This window comes from Marinobacter sp. R17, from assembly GCF_003789045.1.
Lineage (GTDB): Bacteria > Pseudomonadota > Gammaproteobacteria > Pseudomonadales > Oleiphilaceae > Marinobacter_A > Marinobacter_A mangrovi.
The window spans coordinates 20,837-36,112 of record NZ_RHGZ01000017.1 but is presented as its reverse complement, the minus strand read 5'-3'; the positions used below and the strand labels follow the sequence as shown (position 1 = coordinate 36,112).

The window sequence follows — 15,276 nt, the reverse complement described above, 5'->3', positions numbered from 1 at the left end:
ATCAGGAAACATGTGGCGTCATTCCGGTTTCAGGCGGCCGCGTTTCTCGCTAAGCTCTTATTCCTTCAGTTCAAAACATGCGTTGTCAGTGGGAGAAAAGTCCGGGATGAGTTCGGTTGAGTTGCTGGTGAAACACTTCCTGGGAATCTATTTCCTCATGATCGGCCTGCACTACACGAGCCGCAGCCTGGGGCTGTTCGAACGCATGCGGTTCTCCCACATCCATTATGGTGCCCGGGGCAGTCACACCTGGTGGCACCGGCATATCTTCAACCTCTTTCGTGCCAGTATCCTGGCCGTTTGCGTGGCACGCATCGTGGTCGATATCGATCCCTGGCTCGGTGTGTTCCCGACGCTCTACCAGCCGGTTATCCTCGCCGCCGGGGCGATCCTGCTGCTGGCCTCTTTCTCGTTGATCGATTACGTGCAGGCGTACATGCACGAGGACTGGCGCTCGGGCATCGACAGTCAGCACCGGGGGCACCTGATTACCAGCGGTCCTTTCCGGCGCTCGCGCAATCCGCTGTTCATGGCCATCATCCTGGGCCAGCTGGGGTTTTTCCTTGCGCTGCCCAGCGTATTCTCTCTGATTTGCCTGATCGTGGGCGTGGTCGTGATCATCCGCCAGGCGAGGGCCGAGGAAGGCGCGCTGGCCCGTCTCTATGGTGATGCCTACCGGGAATACCAGGCCCGGGTACCGCGCTGGCTATGACCCCGCGGCGCATTATCTTCAGCCGCAAGGGTTTCGATTCCAGTTCCGGCGGTTGTCCCAGTCCCATCCTGCCTGACGGGCGGCTGCTGTCGTTACCGATTCCGGATGCACGCTCGACCGTGTCTTTCGGCGATATCGTCCATCACGGGCAGTCCCTGGGCGACACCGTCGGCCCGCTGACCCGGCAACGCCTGTCGGCCACCAGTGGCGCGCATATCGACCCGGATCTCAACGCCGAAGCATTGCCACGCCAGGCCGGCTGGCGGCCGATTTTCGGGCAGAGTGGGGCGGCCCAGGGCCATCTCAAGAATCAGGGCGTGGCGGAAGGCGACCTGTTTGTTTTCTTCGGCCTGTTTCGACCGGTGATTGAAACGGCCAACGGCTGGTGCTTCGATCCCGCGGAACCGGCCCGGCACGTGATCTGGGGATGGCTGCAGATCGGTGCGATCCAGTGCGTGGACGCGCTGGAGGCCGACGACATGGCCTGGGCGCGCTACCATCCGCATTTCCGCTGGCAGGACGATCCGGGCAACACCCTCTATCTGGCGTCGGATCACCTGACGCTGGATGACCATCCTCCGGCGTTGCCCGGAGCAGGGTGGTTTGAGCGGCACCGCGCCTCGTTGCAGCTGACGGACCGCCGGGCCACCCGGCCGGGCGTCTGGGCGTTGCCGCGCTGGTTCTATCCCCGTGACGGGCACGTGCCCCTGACGTACCACGCCAAACCCGAACGCTGGCAGCGGGAAACCCACCGGGTGGTGCTGCAGGCCGTCGCCCGCGGGCAGGAATTTGTGTTGAATGCTGCCGACTATCCCGAGGCGCTGTCCTGGATTCGCTGCATCATTCACTCGAACGCCGGTGTCGCCTGCGACTGATACGGCGCGCCTTCGGCAAGTACCTATACGTTCTCGAGACGGGTTTCATTAGCTTGCTTTAATGAATAATTCATCCTCTTCAGCGGTTTATCGCCTTGATCCGGCCCGGGTGCGCGGGGAATTCCTGCGGCTGCTGCCGATATCCCTGTTCGTCATTGCTTTTGGCACGGCGTTCGGTCTGGCAGCTGTGCAGAAGGGTATCCTGCCGCTGGAAGCCACGTTCATGAGCGTGCTGGTGTTCGCCGGCGCCTCCCAGTTTGCGGCTTTGGAGCTCTGGGGCGATCAGGTGGCGCTGCTGCCATTGATGGCGATTACCTTTGCCATCAACTCCCGGCATATCCTGATGGGCGCCTCCCTCTACCCGATGTTGCGGGATATGAAGACGTCACAGCGCTACGGACTGCTGCTGGTACTCACCGATGCCAACTGGGCGATCGCCGCACAGGATTACCAGAACGGCCGACGCAACCTGGAGGTGATTCTCGGTGGCGGCATTGTGCTGTGGCTGGCCTGGTTGATCGGCACGTTGCTGGGTGTCTACTTTGGCGGGCTGCTGGCGCATCCGGAGCAGTATGGTCTGGACATGGTGCTGGGCTGCTTCCTGCTGGCCATGGCCCTGGGCGGGCGCAAGAACCCGCGGGTCCTGCTGGCCTGGATCGTGGCCGCGGCGGCAGCCATAGCCGCGTACTGGTGGTTGCCGCCGCATACCCATGTCGTGGTGGGGGCGCTGGCCGGCGGTGTGGTGGGATTCTTCTGGCTGGAGCGCAAGACCGATGAGCATTGAAACATCGCCGCTGGGCGTGCTGGCCATTATTGCCGTCATGGCGCTGGTCACCCTGGCAACCCGCTGGGGCGGGCCGTTTTTGATGTCCTACGTGACCATCAATCCCCGCATCGAGAGCTTCATCAACACCATGGCCAGTTCCGTGCTGATCGCCATCCTCACCCCAATGGCCATCACCGGCGATCTGGGCGCCCGGGTGGCATTGGGAACGACTGGCCTAATGATGCTGGTGCTGCACAAGCCGCTGCCGTCGATTGCCGCGGGGATTGCGGCGGCGGCAGCGGCCCGTTACTTCTTCTGAATCGACGGTGAGCGGAGGGATCAGGCCGCCCGGGCTGCCTTGACCACGTCGTAGGCGTTGCTGATTTCCCGGGTCTTCTCTTCGGCCATTTCCCGCATACTTTCGGGCAGACCGCGTCCGGCCAGCTTGTCCGGGTGGTTTTCGCTCATCAGCTTGCGATAGGCGCGTTTGACTTCGGCGTCGCTGGATTCCTCGGAAACCCCCAGGACCTTGTAGGCATCGGCCAGCTTCTGGCCGCTGGTCGGCCCGGCGCCGGTTGATCCGCCGGCACCGCTGTAGGCACCACGCATCATGGCTTCGAGCTGATCGATTTGCGATTCCGGCAGTCCCAGCTTGCGGGCGATGCGCAACAGCATCTCGTGTTCGGCCGGGTGAATGGCGCCGTCGGCCGCCACGGCGGAGACTTGTACTTGCAGGAACATCTGCAACAGCGCCCGGTTGCCGCGGGTGACGCTCAGCAACTGCTCCAGTTCCGCATCCAGGTCGAAGTCCGCTTCCTTGCCGCGCCGGAACGCCGCCTTGGCCGTTTCGCGCTGCTGACCGGAGAGGTGCAGGCGGTTGAACAACGTTTCCGCCACCTGGATTTCATCCTCGGTGACCACGCCGTCGGCCTTGCACATGGCGCCCATAACGGCGAACGTGCTCTCCAGGAACTGGGACTGGATGTTGAAAATGCCGGAACGCAGCTTGCTGCGCAGGGCGTTGATGAGGAAGTAGCCGACAGCGGCACCCATGATCAGGCCCGGCAGGCGGCCAATCTGGTAGCCAATCAGGGCCCCGAAGAAGATCGCGAAAAACATGCACTGAATCCTATCGTGTTTTTTGCCATGCCGGGAGTTACGATACGTTTATCTGCAGGCAGATGCAGGTGTTGTCCAACGGCGATGCCGTATGAGGTCACACAGGGTCGGCTTTCCGGTCTGGAATGGCTTTATATTGGCACCGTGTAGCGAATTTCAAGGATGATGAACATGCGCAAGCTCATGACCCTGGCCACACTGGCGCTGGCTGCGATGCCGTTGCAGGCCGAAGTGTACCAGTGGACAGACGCCCAGGGGCAGGTCCATTTTGGCGACCGGCCGCCCGCCAACGCCCAGGCCCGCGAAAAACAGATTCAGTCGCCACAGCCTCTCAATGGCGATGGTGAAGACAACGCCACCCGCCTCAAGGAGCTGGACGAGTTCTTCCAGCGTCGGCAGCAGGAACGGCAGGCGGAAGAGCAGGCGGCCGCCAAGCGTGAAGCCGCCCGGGAAAAACGCGATGCGGCCTGCCGCAAGATGCTGGCCGAACTCAATCACATGAAGTCCATCAACCGCTTCTACCGCCTTAACGACCAGGGCGAGACCGTCTACCTGAGCGATGAAGAGGGCGACCGCATGCGCGAGAAATACCGGCGAACCTACGAAGAACGCTGCGGCGACCGGTAATTCGCGTGCGGTGACGGGCCCCTCTTAGTAGTCCGGGTTCCGCAGATAGTGCTCGATGCCGAACACGTGGGCGTCCTCGTCCGCCAGTTCCCGCAGGGAATCCGCCAGACGCAGCAGGTATTCGTCGTTGGGGCCGCTGGGGCCGTGGGCGCCGGCGATCTGGCGGGCAATATCGCGCTCGTGGGCCGGGCCCAGGAACGCCGTGTTTTCCGGCGTGGCGATGTACACCAGACCTTCCACCTGCTCACCGTTATCGAACGTCAGCGGCGTCGTGAAACGCAGGTAGCCGTTCTTTTCCCGCACATCCAGGTGGTCGAACACCTCCGGTGAGATCCGGTAGGCCATGCCCCGGCAGGTCACGCCCGGCTGTTCGATCAGGGTGACGACCCGCCCCGGCGACTCCACGGTGCCGCGATGGTCGTGGGAGCCCTGCCAGAAACGCCGCGCCCAGCCCTCGATCGAAGCAGGGCGGCGTTCCAGGTAGGGGAAGTCGGCTTTGAAAATCAGCGAGCCGTAACCGAACAGCCAGACGGATTCGCGACCGTCGAAGCGGTGTCGCTGGCGATTGATCTCAATGGTATTGGCGGACATGGAGTGACGTCAGTTCTGGAATTCAGGGTCCACTATATCATGCCGTTCAGGGGTGGCTGGTTGACCGGCGGTCTGGATGTTGAAACGGCAATGGCGGGCGATTTCCGCGGTTTTCTGGTTCAGGGGCCGGGGCAGCGGTTGCACCGGTTGCAGCTGGCTGACGATGCCGTTGGCGCGCAGTTGGCGAAGGCCGTCATTGAAGGCGGCCATGCGGCCCCGGTTGCCGGGGAGGGAACGCGTCAGCAGCAGGTGCAGGTAAGCGGCATGGACCATGCGGGGATGATAGGTAATCTGTCGGGCTTCCTCGGGCGTGAACTCGTTTTTCAGCATTTGCAGTCCGACGCGGACATCGATGGGGAACAGGTCGATGCGACCGGCCAGCAGCTTGCGGAAATTCAGCGCATCGGAGGTGGTCGTGTCAGTTTCGATCCAACCCTGATCCCGGGCCTGCTGGATGACGTCGCCGTAGGCGTAGTCCTGGGTGAGCCCCACCCGCAGGCCGCGCAGATCGTCGGCGTGCTGCCAGTCGAAGGTGCGATCGGCCCGATGGAAGAACACGTACCGGATGGGGGTAATCGGGGCGCTGTAATAGAAGCTGGCGGCCCGGTCGGGCGAGCAGGACCAGGCTGCCGTGCCGTCCCAGTGGCCGTCCCGGGCGAGTCGGTAGGATCGGGACCAGGGGAAGAATCCCCACTCGACGTCAATGCCTTCCAGCGCAAAGGCGCGGCGGATGATGTCGCTGACGAATCCGTGCGGCGGTTGTTCTGACAGATAGGGAAGCCAGTTGCCGTTGGTCAGGCGGACGGTTTCGGCGCTGCTGGTAGTGCTCCACAGCAGGATCAGAAGGGCTACCGTGCCGCACAGATTTTGGCTGACATGTGATCGCAAATCCGGGCGAAACATGACGTATGTCGCTTCCTTGCCGTAATGTGTCTGCGGTCGTCCACCACGGGCGGCGCAGGTCCGCCAGAACGATAACAGCTCTCCGCAGGGGCGGCATCCTTCAGCGTACAACCGTTACATCATTTAACTATTCTATAAAGGTCAGTCTGGCATCTTCCCGCTTTCGATACGCCGGAGTATGCTCAGAAATGGGCAACCTGAGTGAGCAGCCATGGGCGACGTTATTCCGTTCCGAAAACCTGCGGGTAAAGTGACCCGCAAAGGCCTTTGCCAGCATGACATCCATAAATGGGTGGTGTGTAAAGGCAAACAGTTCGATGTGAAATCGGGCAAGCTGATTACGGTCTACCGCTGCGAGCGCTGCGGCAAGCAGAAAGTGAAAGGGCATTGATCGTCACGCCTGTTCCCCGACCAGGTAGCGATCGATATCCACCTCGTCGATCTGCTGCGGGGCGAGGAAGCGCCGGGCGTAATCCAGATACACGCCCGAGCGCAGGAACAGGTTGAATACTTCCGGATCCACATGCCCCTCAAGGGCCATTCGGTGCAGGATATCGAGGGACTGGGTCAGGGTTTTTCCTTCCTTGTAGGGACGGTCGACCGCCGTCAGCGCCTCGAAAATATCGGCAATGCTCATGGCTTTTTCAGGAATGCTGAGTGCCTCTCCGGTCAGGCGGCGCGGATAGCCGGTGCCGTCCATTTTTTCGTGATGGGTGCCGGCAAACCGGGGCACCTGGGCCAGACGGTCGGGCAGCGGCAGGGCGTCCAGCATGATGATGGTCTGCACGATGTGCTCGTTGATCTTGAAGCGTTCCTCCGGTGTCAGGGTGCCGCGTCGGATGGACAGGTTGTAGCGCTCGCCATAGTCGTAGGCCACGTCCGGCAGCACCATATCGAAGCCCCAGCGATTACGCGGGTCGTCCTGAGTCACTGGAGGCCGGCGTCCCGCTGCCCAGGGCAACTGGTGTTCCGGCTTGTCGTCCAGCAGTTTCTCCTCCACTGGCAGTTCGGGCTCGGGGCGTCCTTCGAAGCGCAGCGCCTCATCGTGGGACAGCCCCAGGCGGTCACTGAAATGCCGGTTCCAGCGCCGGTCGCCGATGTCGTCGAGCCGGGCAATGTCGGCGTCGGCCATGAATTCGCCGCCCTGGTTGCACTGGGCGATGAAGGCAAACTCCTCCTGCAGCGTGGCCTGTGTGGCGTCCCGCTGCCGGCGTGCTTCCGCTTCGTCCGCGCCGGCGATGCGCGCATCGAGATAGCGGATCTCCGCGTCCCGATGCAGCACTTCAAAGCGGGTGCGGATTTCGTGGATGCGGTTGTAGATGGTTTCCAGCTTGGTGGCCTTGTCCACCACGTACTCGGGGCTGGTGATCTTGCCGCAGTCGTGGAGCCAGGCGCCGATGTGGAATTCGTATCGCTCCCGTTCGCTCATGCTGAAGTCGGCGAAGGGCGGTTCCTGTGATCGCTCGGCCTGGTCCACCAGCATCTTGGCCAGCTGTGGCACCCGCTCACAGTGGCCGCTGGTGTAAGGGGATTTGGCGTCGATCGCGTCGGCGATCAGGCGGATGACGCCTTCGATCAGGCTTTGCTGGCTTTCGATCAACTGGCGGGTCTCAATGGCCACTGCGGCGGAGCCGGCGATTTCATGGACGAAGCGGATCAGGTGCTCGTCCATGGCTTCAAAGTGCACGTCGTCAAGATCAATCATCAGCACGCCCACCAGCGCTTGCTCCCGGTTCCGAAGCACCGCATAGACGGCGTGGTCGGTGACCGTGTGGCGCAGGGTGCGGATGATGTCGTGGTCGGTCTGTTCGGGCTGGATGTTGTCGATGCGCTGGCGTTCGCTCGGGCCTACGGCGGCCGCTATCTCCAGTTCATGGGTCGGCTCCCGGTACAGGAAGATGCGGCCGTGCTTCTCGTTCAGGATGCTGATCAGCTCGTTCAGGATGCCATTGAGCAGACTGGACAGGTCGCGCGCCCGGTTCAGCGTCAGCGAAATGGACTGGAAGCTGCGGATGGTGCCGGACATGTCGGTCAGGGCCGACCCCAGTTTGTGGGCTTCGCGAATGCGGGAGCCGCTGCTGATCGGCGTATCGAAATGAAACCGCGACAATGCTTCCACCTCGCCGGCCAGGCGTTTCAACGGACGACCCAGCTGGCGGCCCAGCAGGGCGCCCAGCACCAGTAATGCCAGAACGATGATGAGGGCGATGAACAGCTGATCCCGCACCAGCTGCCAGACATCGGCCATCAACTCGTCGGCCGGGATGGCGATCAGCATGCGCAGCCCGGCGGTGTGGATCGACCGCAAATCCGCTGAAATTCCGAACCACTCGCTGCCCTGGCTGGTGAACTGGCGGGCCTGCGTGCTGACCGGCAGCGCTTCAACCTGATCCAGGGCGGGCACCGACAGATCGCTGAGCCTTGCCAGGTCCGGTGCGTCGGCACTGCCGACAACCATGCGATCCTGATCGGGATAGGCCACAACCTGTCCCTTCTGGTCCACGATGGCAATTTCGGTGTGCGGCGTGAGCTTGAGGTCTTCAAGCTGGTGGCTGAGCGCTGAGACGGTGACATCGATGCCGACCACCGCATCGCCGTTGGACGCCGCCTGTGCCAGGGTCATGCCGATGGCGTGGGTGGTGTAGAACACGTAAGGCCGGGTCAGGGTCATACCGTCCGAAGCCAGGGCCCGCTGATACCAGCCTCGGGTGCGGGGATCGTAGTCCTGGTCCGGGTTAGGGCGCTGGTCCAGCAGACGCAGGTGCTCGTTGTAGTAACGAAGATCCGCCTGACGCTGACCGCCGGCGTCCACGGACACCGTCTGCAGGATGTAACGGGTGGTTTTCGGCAGGTCCACTGGCAAGCTGCCATGATCGTCCGGCACCCGCCGCAGCAGGAAGAAATCGCCGTCCCGGTAACCGACGTAGACGGCGCCCACGATGGCATTGACCCGCAGCACATCGGCCAGCACCGACAGTCGCCCCAGACGCTCCTCCAACGTGCGCTCCGCGGTCAGGGAGCTGTCCCGCAACACCAGCAGGGCTGTCATCGGCGGCGTGGTGATGGCGTGAATCCGGTCGTTGACCGCATGGACCAGCTCTTCGGCCGAATCCGACGTCGCCGCGAGCTTGGCGGACTCCATTCCCCGGTGCGCCTGGAAGATCAGCGTCGCGGTCAACACCAGCATGCCCAGTGTCACCACGAGTGAGATCAGCAGCGCCAGGGGAAAACGCCTGGGGGTGCGTGTCATCTGTCAGATCCTTCTGAAACCAGCTATGGAAGTGGGGCTCTCTGCTTAAGGGTAGCCGGTTGGGGGGGATATTGAGAACTCGATACTGCACTACCGAATGGCCTCGACGCAGCCCGGCGATTTGATGCCCGAGCTGGGGCGGACCGTGGTGCATGAGGAAGGCCTGGCGCTGGTTTCGGCGTGGATCAAACGTCTGGATACGCCGATCTGTCCGTCGCCGTGATAGGACAGCGCGTGCCAGGATTGCTTCGTTCGGGTTACTGGATGTCGCCCGTTTCGGTTGGGTTGACCGGTGCGGGTGTCGACGCCCTGGCAAAGTCGCATTCGGCTGGGTCCGGGCCGTCGCCGTAAAGCGTGACCGGGTAGGGCAGGTCCTTGGCGGCCTCGGCCATTATGGCGTCCACCCGGCCCCGGGCGTTCAGACGTTGCAGCCCCAGGTTGAATTGCTTCATCCGTGCCTCGTTGCCCGGGATCTGGCGTGACAGCAACAGACGAAGCTGGGTGGCGTAAACAACGTGGGGATGCACTGCCAGTTGCTCGATGTCCTCATTGCTGAACGTCTCAACCAGCAGCCGGCGACCGACGGCCACATCAATGGGGAACAGGTCGATGCGACCGGCCAGCAGTTTACGAAAGTTGATGACGTCGGACCGGGCCACGTCCGCTTCCAGGATACCGTCGGCGATCGCCTGGTTGATGGTGGTGCCGTAATAATAGTCCCGGGACAGGCCGATGCGCAGACCTCGCAGATCGTCGAGGGTCGTCCAGTCGATCGGCTTGTCACGGCGGTGAAAGAAGGCCAGCCTGACCGGGATGATGGGATCGCTGAAGTAAAAGTAGGGGGCCCGTTCGGGCGTGCATGCCCAGGCGGCAGATCCATCCCAGAGCCCTTTTTGGGCCAGCCTGTAGGAACGCGCCCAGGGGAAGAATCCCCAGCGAACGGTCACGTTTTCCTCGGCGAACGCTTCATCGATGATTTGCCCGATAATGCCTCGTGACGGCGTCTCTTCAAGATAAGGCGCCCACGTGCCGCTGGTCAGCTTTATGGTCGATGGGCTGGCAGCACCGCAGGTGGCCAGCGACATCAATGCCCATACCAGGGCAGTTTTCCGTAACAGAATACGGAATGGCAGCATCAACGACATAGGGTCGAACGTTTCAGTCGAACGTCCTTGTGTGAGTAGGGAAATCCCTGTCGTCTAAGCTATCAGGCGCCATTGAGTATGGCACCCTGTTTTGAACAAATAATTGCATTGTTTAACGATTTGCAGGACGAATTGAAAAACCGTCTCGAAGCGATCCCCAGGAGAGTGCGGGAGATTCCCGCACTCTCCTGATACCTACGCCTCCAGCACCATCAAGGCCTGGCCGGCGTTGATCTGCTGGCCTTCGGCGCGGGCGATGGCCAGAACGGTGCCGGAGGCGGGCGCAGGAATCTCGATCTCCATCTTCATGGATTCCAGGATCGCCAGCGTCTGACCCTCGGTCACGGACTCGCCCTGGGCCACGCACAGCTTCCACAGACTGCCCGCCACCGGCGATTCCACGGGGGTGCCGTCCGGCAAACCGTCGCTGTCGTGCTCCGCCAGATCCTGCTGGGACTCGAAGTGGATCTGACCGCTGGCGACCCAGCGCTCCAGTTCCTCTTCGAAGGCCGCGTTGCGATCGGCGGTAAACGCGTCGATATCCGTCGCGTTCTCTTCCAGGAAAGCCTGATACTCGTTGAGACTGAAGGTGGTCTCCTCGACCCGGAACGGGTAGTCGCCCTTGGGGAAGTCCCGACGGATCTGCACCAGTTCCTCGGCGCTGACCTCGTAGAAGCGGATCTGATCGAAGAAGCGCAGCAGGTAGGGCTGTGTGAAGGCCTCTGTCGTGCGATACCGGTTCCACATCTGCATCGTCCGGCCGACAAACTGATAGCCCCCCGGACCTTCCATGCCGTAGACGCAGAGATAGGAGCCGCCGATGCCGACGGAGTTTTCCGCGGTCCAGGTGCGGGCCGGGTTGTACTTGGTGGTCACCAGACGGTGGCGAGGGTCGTAGGGCGTGGCCACCGGCGCGCCGAGGTACACGTCCCCCAGGCCCATCACCACGTAACTGGCCTCGAACAGGATGCGTTTGACCTCGTCGATGCTGTCCAGCCCGTTGATGCGGCGGATGAACTCGATGTTGCTCGGACACCAGGGGGCGTCCTTGCGCACCGACTGCATGTACTTCTCGATGGCCAGCCGGCAGGCTTCGTCGTCCCAGGACAGGGGCAGGTGGACGATGCGGGAAGGCACCTCCAGGTCTTTCTGCTGTTGCAGGTGTTCCTCCGCCGCTTCCAGTGTCGCCAGTAGCTTGGCCCGGGGCAGCAAGGCGGGATCGAAATGCACCTGCAGCGACCGGATGCCCGGCGTCAGTTCCAGTATGCCGTCCAGCGCCTGGTCCTCCAGCCACAGCATCAGCGCGTGGGCCCGAAAGCGCAGACGCAGGTCCAGTTCCAGCGGGCCGTATTCGATCAGCAAGTAGCGATCGCCGGCCGGCCGATAGACCACGTCGACGCCCGCCTGCGACGCGTCGAGCCGCTTGAGGACCGGCGTTGCCGGTCGGTGATCGCTCACCTCTGTCGTCGCCGGCGCCAGGTTGTCGATGGCATGATCCTGCTCGACCGCTAACCGGTCGGCGTCGTCCAGACTGACCGGCTGGAAGCGGATGCGATCGCCTGCCTTGAGCTGGCCCAGTTTCCACAGATCCGCCTTGATGGTGGTCACCGGGCACACGAAACCGCCCAGTGATGGCCCATCCGGCCCCAGGATCACCGGCATGTCCCCGGTGAAATCGACGGTGCCGATGGCGTAGGCGTTGTCGTGGATGTTGGACGGGTGCATGCCCGCTTCACCGCCGTCCCGTCGCGCCCAATCCGGCTTGGGGCCCACCAGGCGGATGCCGGTGCGGCTGGAGTTGTAATGCACCTGCCAGTCGGTGGCGAAGAAGGTCTCGACGTCGTTTTCGGTGAAGAAGTCGGGGGCGCCGTGGGGGCCGTAGGTCACCCGGATGGTCCAGCGATCGCTCAGCGCCGGTCGGACCGATGCCGGCAGCGCTTCGGATGACGTCGTTTGGTCCGGCAACAGGTGCAACACATCACCGGTGCGCAGGGCCCGGCCGCCATGGCCGCCGAACTGACCCAGGGTGAAGGTGCTGCGCGAGCCCAGGTACGGCTCGCACTGGATGCCGCCGGCGATGGCCAGGTAGGCGCGGGCACCCTGGCCCTGCACCTTGCCCAGCTTGAGGGTTTGACCGGCCTGAACCGCCACGGCACAGAATCGCTCCACGGCCTCGCCATCCAGCGTGGCCTGCATATCGGCGCCGGTCAGCGCGATCACGGTATCGGTATTGACGCGCAGGGTGGGGCCGTTGAGGGTGAATTCCAGGCCCGCCGCCGAGCCGTCATTGCCCAGCAGCCGGTTGCCCAGCCGGAAGCTGAGGCTGTCGAAGGGGCCGGAGGGCGGCACGCCGACCGGCCAGTAGCCGGAGCGGCCCGGATAGTCCTGGATGGTGGTCATCGTGCCCGCCGCCAGCACATCCAGCGTGGCGGGTTTGAAAAGGAAATCATTGAGGTAGCGGGTGGTCATCAGGCCATCCGCGAAAGCGCCATCGGCCAGCACGTCGCGCACGTAATCCCGGTTGGTCTCGATACCCTCGATGACCGTCTCCGAGAGCGCTCGGTCCAGAGCAGACAGCGCCTGATTCCGGTCAGCGGCGTGAACAATCACTTTCGCCAGCATCGGGTCGTAGAGCGGCGACACCTCGAGACCGGCCTCGATCCAGTGGTCGATGCGGGTGGCCTCGCCGTCCGCTTCGGGGAAGCGCACGGTGGTCAGCAGGCCGGCACAGGGCTGGAAGTCCTTGTTGGCGTCTTCGGCGTAGACGCGCACCTGAATGGCATGGCCTTCCGGTGCCAGCCCTTCGGCCAACTCTGTCAGGTTTGTGAGCTCGCCGGCGGCCAGTTTTACCATCCATGCCACGAGGTCGACGCCGAAGACCTGCTCGGTCACGCCGTGCTCCACCTGTAAGCGGGTATTCACCTCCAGGAAGTAGAAGGCATTGGTGGCCTGGTCGACGATGAACTCCACTGTGCCCGCGTTGCGGTAATTCACCGAGGCCATCAGCCGCTCGGCGGTATCGTGCAGAGTCGCACGCACGTCGTCCGGCAGGTTGGGGGCCGGGGTTTCCTCGATGACTTTCTGGTGGCGGCGCTGGGCGGAGCAGTCCCGTTCGCCCAGCGCGATCGCCTGACCCGCACCGTCACCGAAGATTTGCACCTCGATGTGGCGGGCCTTCTCGATGTATTTCTCCAGGAACACGCCGTCGTTGGCGAAGTTGTTGGCACTGAGCCTGCGCACGCTGTCCCAGGCTTTGGTCAGCGCCTCGGCGTCGGCGCACACCTGCATGCCGATGCCGCCCCCGCCGGCCGTGCTCTTGAGCATCACCGGGTAACCGATGCGGTTGGCTTCCGACAGGGCGTGGTCGCAATCGGTCAGCAGGCCGGTGCCGGGGAGCAGGGGTACGTTGGCCGCTTCCGCCAGTTGGCGGGCGGTGTGTTTCAGGCCGAAGTCCCGCATCTGGTCCGGCGTGGGGCCGATAAAGGCGATGCCTTCGGCGTCGCAGCGTTCCACGAAGCCCGGGTTCTCGCTCAGGAACCCGTAGCCGGGGTGTACGGCATCCACGCCCGCCTCGCGCATGATGGCGAACAGTTTGTCCTGGTCCAGGTAGGTCTGGCTGGCGTTCCCGGTGCCCAGCGGATAGGCCTCGTCGGCCTGACGCACGTGCAGGGAATCGGCGTCCGCGTCGGCGTAGACGGCCACGCTGGTGAGATTCAGGGCCTTCAGGGTGCGGATGATGCGGGTGGCGATGGCCCCCCGGTTGGCTATCAGTACCTTGTTGAACATGGTGGTGATCCTGGACGGGCGGGTCGTCCCGCCTGAATAATCCGGCCGTCAGGGTCGTCCCTCACGGGGCTCGCAGGGGAGCCGGGTCGCTGGTCGTCAGGCCGACCAGATGGCCACTTCGATCGGCGTCGGGTTGTAGCCGTTGCAGGGGTTGTTGAGCTGAGGGCAGTTGGAGATCAGCACGGTGACGTCCATTTTTGCTTCCAGCTCCACGTATTTCCCGGCACCGGAAATACCGTCTTCGAAGGTCAGCCCGCCGTCGGCGGTCACCGGCACGTTCATGAAGAAGTTGATGTTGTGGGTAATGTCCTGCTTGGCCAGGCCAAACTCGTCGTGGCGGTTGATGGCGAGCATCCAGCTGTCCCGGCAGGAATGCATGCAGCGCTTGTCCAGCGCGTAGCGCACGGTGTTGCTCTCGCTGGCGCAGGCCCCGCCGAGGGTGTCGTGACGGCCGCAGGTGTCGGCGACGATTTCCAGCAGCGGGTTACCCCGATTGGACATCAGCACCGTGCCGGCGGACAGGTAAACATTGCCCTGTTCGCGGGTGGTGTCCATGAAGCTGTAGCGCTCGGCCGGATCGTCGGCGTTGAAGAACAGCGTGTCCGCCGCCTGGTTGCCTTCCAGGTCGAGGATACGGAACGTTTCACCGGCCTTGATCCGGTGGATGAAGTAATCGCCGGCGGGCACCACCTGGCGGAAGTGGGCGTCGTCCATCTGGCGTTGGCTTTCTCGAATCATCAGACGGTCTCCTCAGGCGTTGTCCAGGCTCTGGATCGGATCCAGGTAGTAAAGTCGGGTGTTTTCCAGGGCGCGGCGGTTTTCCGGCCGGTGATTCAGGCAAATGTCGTCCGCCGTCATCGGCTCGCCGGTGAGGAACTCGACGCGCACCGGATGTCGCGGGTAATCACGGGCCGGGTTGAGCGGGTGCGGGCAAGTGTGCAGCAGCACCAGCGTGTCCATGTCGAAGCGCAGGGTCACCTGGGCGCCGGCTTCGGAGGCCGTCGGGTCGTAGGCCAGGTTGCCGGCGTCGTCGGTGTGGACCTTCGAGAACAGGTTCAGGTTGGCCGCCATGTCCCGCTCGGTCAGGCCGTACTTGGCCAGCTCGGTCAGGAAGCTCTGCTCGCCGCTGAGGAACCAGTCGTTACGGTTGGCCTGGTAGCCGTGCTCACCGTACTTTTTCAGGCAGGCGGCGTCGCTCAGGTTGCCGCAGACGGTTTCGTGCCAGCCGAAGCTGTCCTCGACGATGGACGCCATGCTGCGGCCCATGTCCGAATACAGGCAGTTGCCCCGGGTCAGCTTGAAGGTGTGCTGGCCCTTGAGGGTGTCCGGCGCGTTGTAGCGCTCCAGCAGGTTTTCCGGGTTGTAGAACAGCAGGGCCACGTTGGCGCCGCCGTCCAGATCGGTGAGGCGCAGGCGGGTCCCGCGGCGCATGCGGAACGACCAGTGATGGCCGCCCGGCAGGGTGGTGTTGTAGATCAGCGCGTCGCTCATCGTGTCTCTCC

15 protein-coding genes are annotated in these 15,276 nt (G+C 63.3%); 7 read left to right on the top strand and 8 right to left on the bottom strand.

Translation table 11 applies throughout. The features are described 5' to 3' along the window. Positions 1-106: 106 nt before the first annotated feature. The 4 genes from EB809_RS13000 to EB809_RS12985 all read left to right on the top strand — a co-directional run bounded on the left by EB809_RS13000 (position 107) and on the right by EB809_RS12985 (position 2,672). A complete protein-coding gene (locus EB809_RS13000) occupies positions 107-712 on the top strand; it encodes a methyltransferase family protein (RefSeq protein ID WP_223807958.1) in 606 nt (201 codons plus the stop codon). Next, positions 709-1,587: a hypothetical protein gene (locus EB809_RS12995; RefSeq protein WP_123635252.1), complete on the top strand. Its 879-nt coding sequence runs from the start codon at positions 709-711 to the stop codon at positions 1,585-1,587. Before EB809_RS13000 ends, EB809_RS12995 begins: the two co-directional genes overlap by 4 nt. Positions 1,588-1,648: 61 nt before the next feature. Continuing rightward, positions 1,649-2,371 (top strand): AzlC family ABC transporter permease, encoded by a 723-nt coding sequence (locus EB809_RS12990; RefSeq protein ID WP_123635251.1) that lies wholly within the window; start codon positions 1,649-1,651, stop codon positions 2,369-2,371. Beyond that, positions 2,361-2,672 carry an AzlD family protein gene (locus EB809_RS12985; protein ID WP_123635250.1) on the top strand — a complete coding sequence of 104 codons (312 nt, stop codon included), beginning with the start codon at positions 2,361-2,363 and terminating at the stop codon, positions 2,670-2,672. The genes EB809_RS12990 and EB809_RS12985 overlap by 11 nt, the downstream gene beginning before the upstream one ends. Before the next feature lie 20 nt (positions 2,673-2,692). On the opposite strand, the gene djlA is transcribed toward EB809_RS12985, so the two are convergent. Beyond that, positions 2,693-3,472, bottom strand: a complete 780-nt coding sequence (gene djlA, locus EB809_RS12980; protein WP_123635249.1) for a co-chaperone DjlA — start codon at positions 3,470-3,472, stop codon at positions 2,693-2,695. 171 nt (positions 3,473-3,643) lie between these two features. Between djlA and EB809_RS12975 the strand changes: the two genes are divergently transcribed. Beyond that, positions 3,644-4,099: a DUF4124 domain-containing protein gene (locus tag EB809_RS12975; protein WP_190294896.1), complete on the top strand. Its 456-nt coding sequence runs from the start codon at positions 3,644-3,646 to the stop codon at positions 4,097-4,099. 24 nt (positions 4,100-4,123) lie between these two features. Here the strand turns inward: EB809_RS12975 and EB809_RS12970 are convergent, their stop codons facing one another. Both EB809_RS12970 and EB809_RS12965 read right to left on the bottom strand, forming a co-directional pair. Next, positions 4,124-4,690: a gamma-glutamylcyclotransferase gene (locus tag EB809_RS12970; protein WP_123635247.1), complete on the bottom strand. Its 567-nt coding sequence runs from the start codon at positions 4,688-4,690 to the stop codon at positions 4,124-4,126. A 9-nt stretch (positions 4,691-4,699) separates the two neighbouring features. Further along, positions 4,700-5,593 carry a substrate-binding periplasmic protein gene (locus tag EB809_RS12965; RefSeq protein WP_123635246.1) on the bottom strand — a complete coding sequence of 298 codons (894 nt, stop codon included), beginning with the start codon at positions 5,591-5,593 and terminating at the stop codon, positions 4,700-4,702. 211 nt (positions 5,594-5,804) lie between these two features. Between EB809_RS12965 and EB809_RS12960 the strand changes: the two genes are divergently transcribed. Beyond that, positions 5,805-5,984 carry a hypothetical protein gene (locus EB809_RS12960; protein ID WP_123635245.1) on the top strand — a complete coding sequence of 60 codons (180 nt, stop codon included), beginning with the start codon at positions 5,805-5,807 and terminating at the stop codon, positions 5,982-5,984. A gap of 3 nt (positions 5,985-5,987) precedes the next feature. Here EB809_RS12960 and EB809_RS12955 read toward each other — a convergent pair whose 3' ends face one another. Beyond that, the gene (locus tag EB809_RS12955) at positions 5,988-8,843 is read right to left on the bottom strand and encodes an HD domain-containing phosphohydrolase (protein WP_223807957.1); all 2,856 of its coding nucleotides are present in this window, start codon (positions 8,841-8,843) and stop codon (positions 5,988-5,990) included. Between the two features lie 97 nt (positions 8,844-8,940). Between EB809_RS12955 and EB809_RS21175 the strand changes: the two genes are divergently transcribed. Beyond that, entirely contained in the window at positions 8,941-9,066 is a 126-nt protein-coding gene (locus EB809_RS21175) for a hypothetical protein (RefSeq protein ID WP_263316991.1), read from the top strand. Between the two features lie 34 nt (positions 9,067-9,100). Here EB809_RS21175 and EB809_RS12950 read toward each other — a convergent pair whose 3' ends face one another. From EB809_RS12950 to EB809_RS12935, 4 genes are all read right to left on the bottom strand, one after another. Continuing rightward, positions 9,101-9,928 carry a substrate-binding periplasmic protein gene (locus tag EB809_RS12950; protein ID WP_190294895.1) on the bottom strand — a complete coding sequence of 276 codons (828 nt, stop codon included), beginning with the start codon at positions 9,926-9,928 and terminating at the stop codon, positions 9,101-9,103. Between the two features lie 255 nt (positions 9,929-10,183). Next, entirely contained in the window at positions 10,184-13,774 is a 3,591-nt protein-coding gene (uca, locus tag EB809_RS12945; RefSeq protein WP_123635243.1) for an urea carboxylase, read from the bottom strand. 96 nt (positions 13,775-13,870) lie between these two features. Beyond that, positions 13,871-14,515: an urea amidolyase associated protein UAAP2 gene (locus EB809_RS12940; RefSeq protein WP_411711072.1), complete on the bottom strand. Its 645-nt coding sequence runs from the start codon at positions 14,513-14,515 to the stop codon at positions 13,871-13,873. 9 nt (positions 14,516-14,524) lie between these two features. After that, entirely contained in the window at positions 14,525-15,265 is a 741-nt protein-coding gene (locus tag EB809_RS12935) for an urea amidolyase associated protein UAAP1 (RefSeq protein ID WP_123635241.1), read from the bottom strand. Positions 15,266-15,276 lie beyond the last annotated feature (11 nt).

Excerpts from the sequence above, each read along its gene's own strand:
- EB809_RS13000 (WP_223807958.1), top strand. The coding sequence starts at position 107 with ATGAGTTCGGTTGAGTTGCTGGTGAAACACTTCCTGGGAATCTATTTC.
- EB809_RS12995 (WP_123635252.1), top strand. The coding sequence starts at position 709 with ATGACCCCGCGGCGCATTATCTTCAGCCGCAAGGGTTTCGATTCCAGT.
- EB809_RS12990 (WP_123635251.1), top strand. The coding sequence starts at position 1,649 with ATGAATAATTCATCCTCTTCAGCGGTTTATCGCCTTGATCCGGCCCGG.
- EB809_RS12985 (WP_123635250.1), top strand. The coding sequence starts at position 2,361 with ATGAGCATTGAAACATCGCCGCTGGGCGTGCTGGCCATTATTGCCGTC.
- djlA (WP_123635249.1), bottom strand. The coding sequence starts at position 3,472 with ATGTTTTTCGCGATCTTCTTCGGGGCCCTGATTGGCTACCAGATTGGC.
- EB809_RS12975 (WP_190294896.1), top strand. The coding sequence starts at position 3,644 with ATGCGCAAGCTCATGACCCTGGCCACACTGGCGCTGGCTGCGATGCCG.
- EB809_RS12970 (WP_123635247.1), bottom strand. The coding sequence starts at position 4,690 with ATGTCCGCCAATACCATTGAGATCAATCGCCAGCGACACCGCTTCGAC.
- EB809_RS12965 (WP_123635246.1), bottom strand. The coding sequence starts at position 5,593 with ATGTTTCGCCCGGATTTGCGATCACATGTCAGCCAAAATCTGTGCGGC.
- EB809_RS12960 (WP_123635245.1), top strand. The coding sequence starts at position 5,805 with ATGGGCGACGTTATTCCGTTCCGAAAACCTGCGGGTAAAGTGACCCGC.
- EB809_RS12955 (WP_223807957.1), bottom strand. The coding sequence starts at position 8,843 with ATGACACGCACCCCCAGGCGTTTTCCCCTGGCGCTGCTGATCTCACTC.
- EB809_RS21175 (WP_263316991.1), top strand. The coding sequence starts at position 8,941 with ATGGCCTCGACGCAGCCCGGCGATTTGATGCCCGAGCTGGGGCGGACC.
- EB809_RS12950 (WP_190294895.1), bottom strand. The coding sequence starts at position 9,928 with ATGTCGCTGGCCACCTGCGGTGCTGCCAGCCCATCGACCATAAAGCTG.
- uca (WP_123635243.1), bottom strand. The coding sequence starts at position 13,774 with ATGTTCAACAAGGTACTGATAGCCAACCGGGGGGCCATCGCCACCCGC.
- EB809_RS12935 (WP_123635241.1), bottom strand. The coding sequence starts at position 15,265 with ATGAGCGACGCGCTGATCTACAACACCACCCTGCCGGGCGGCCATCAC.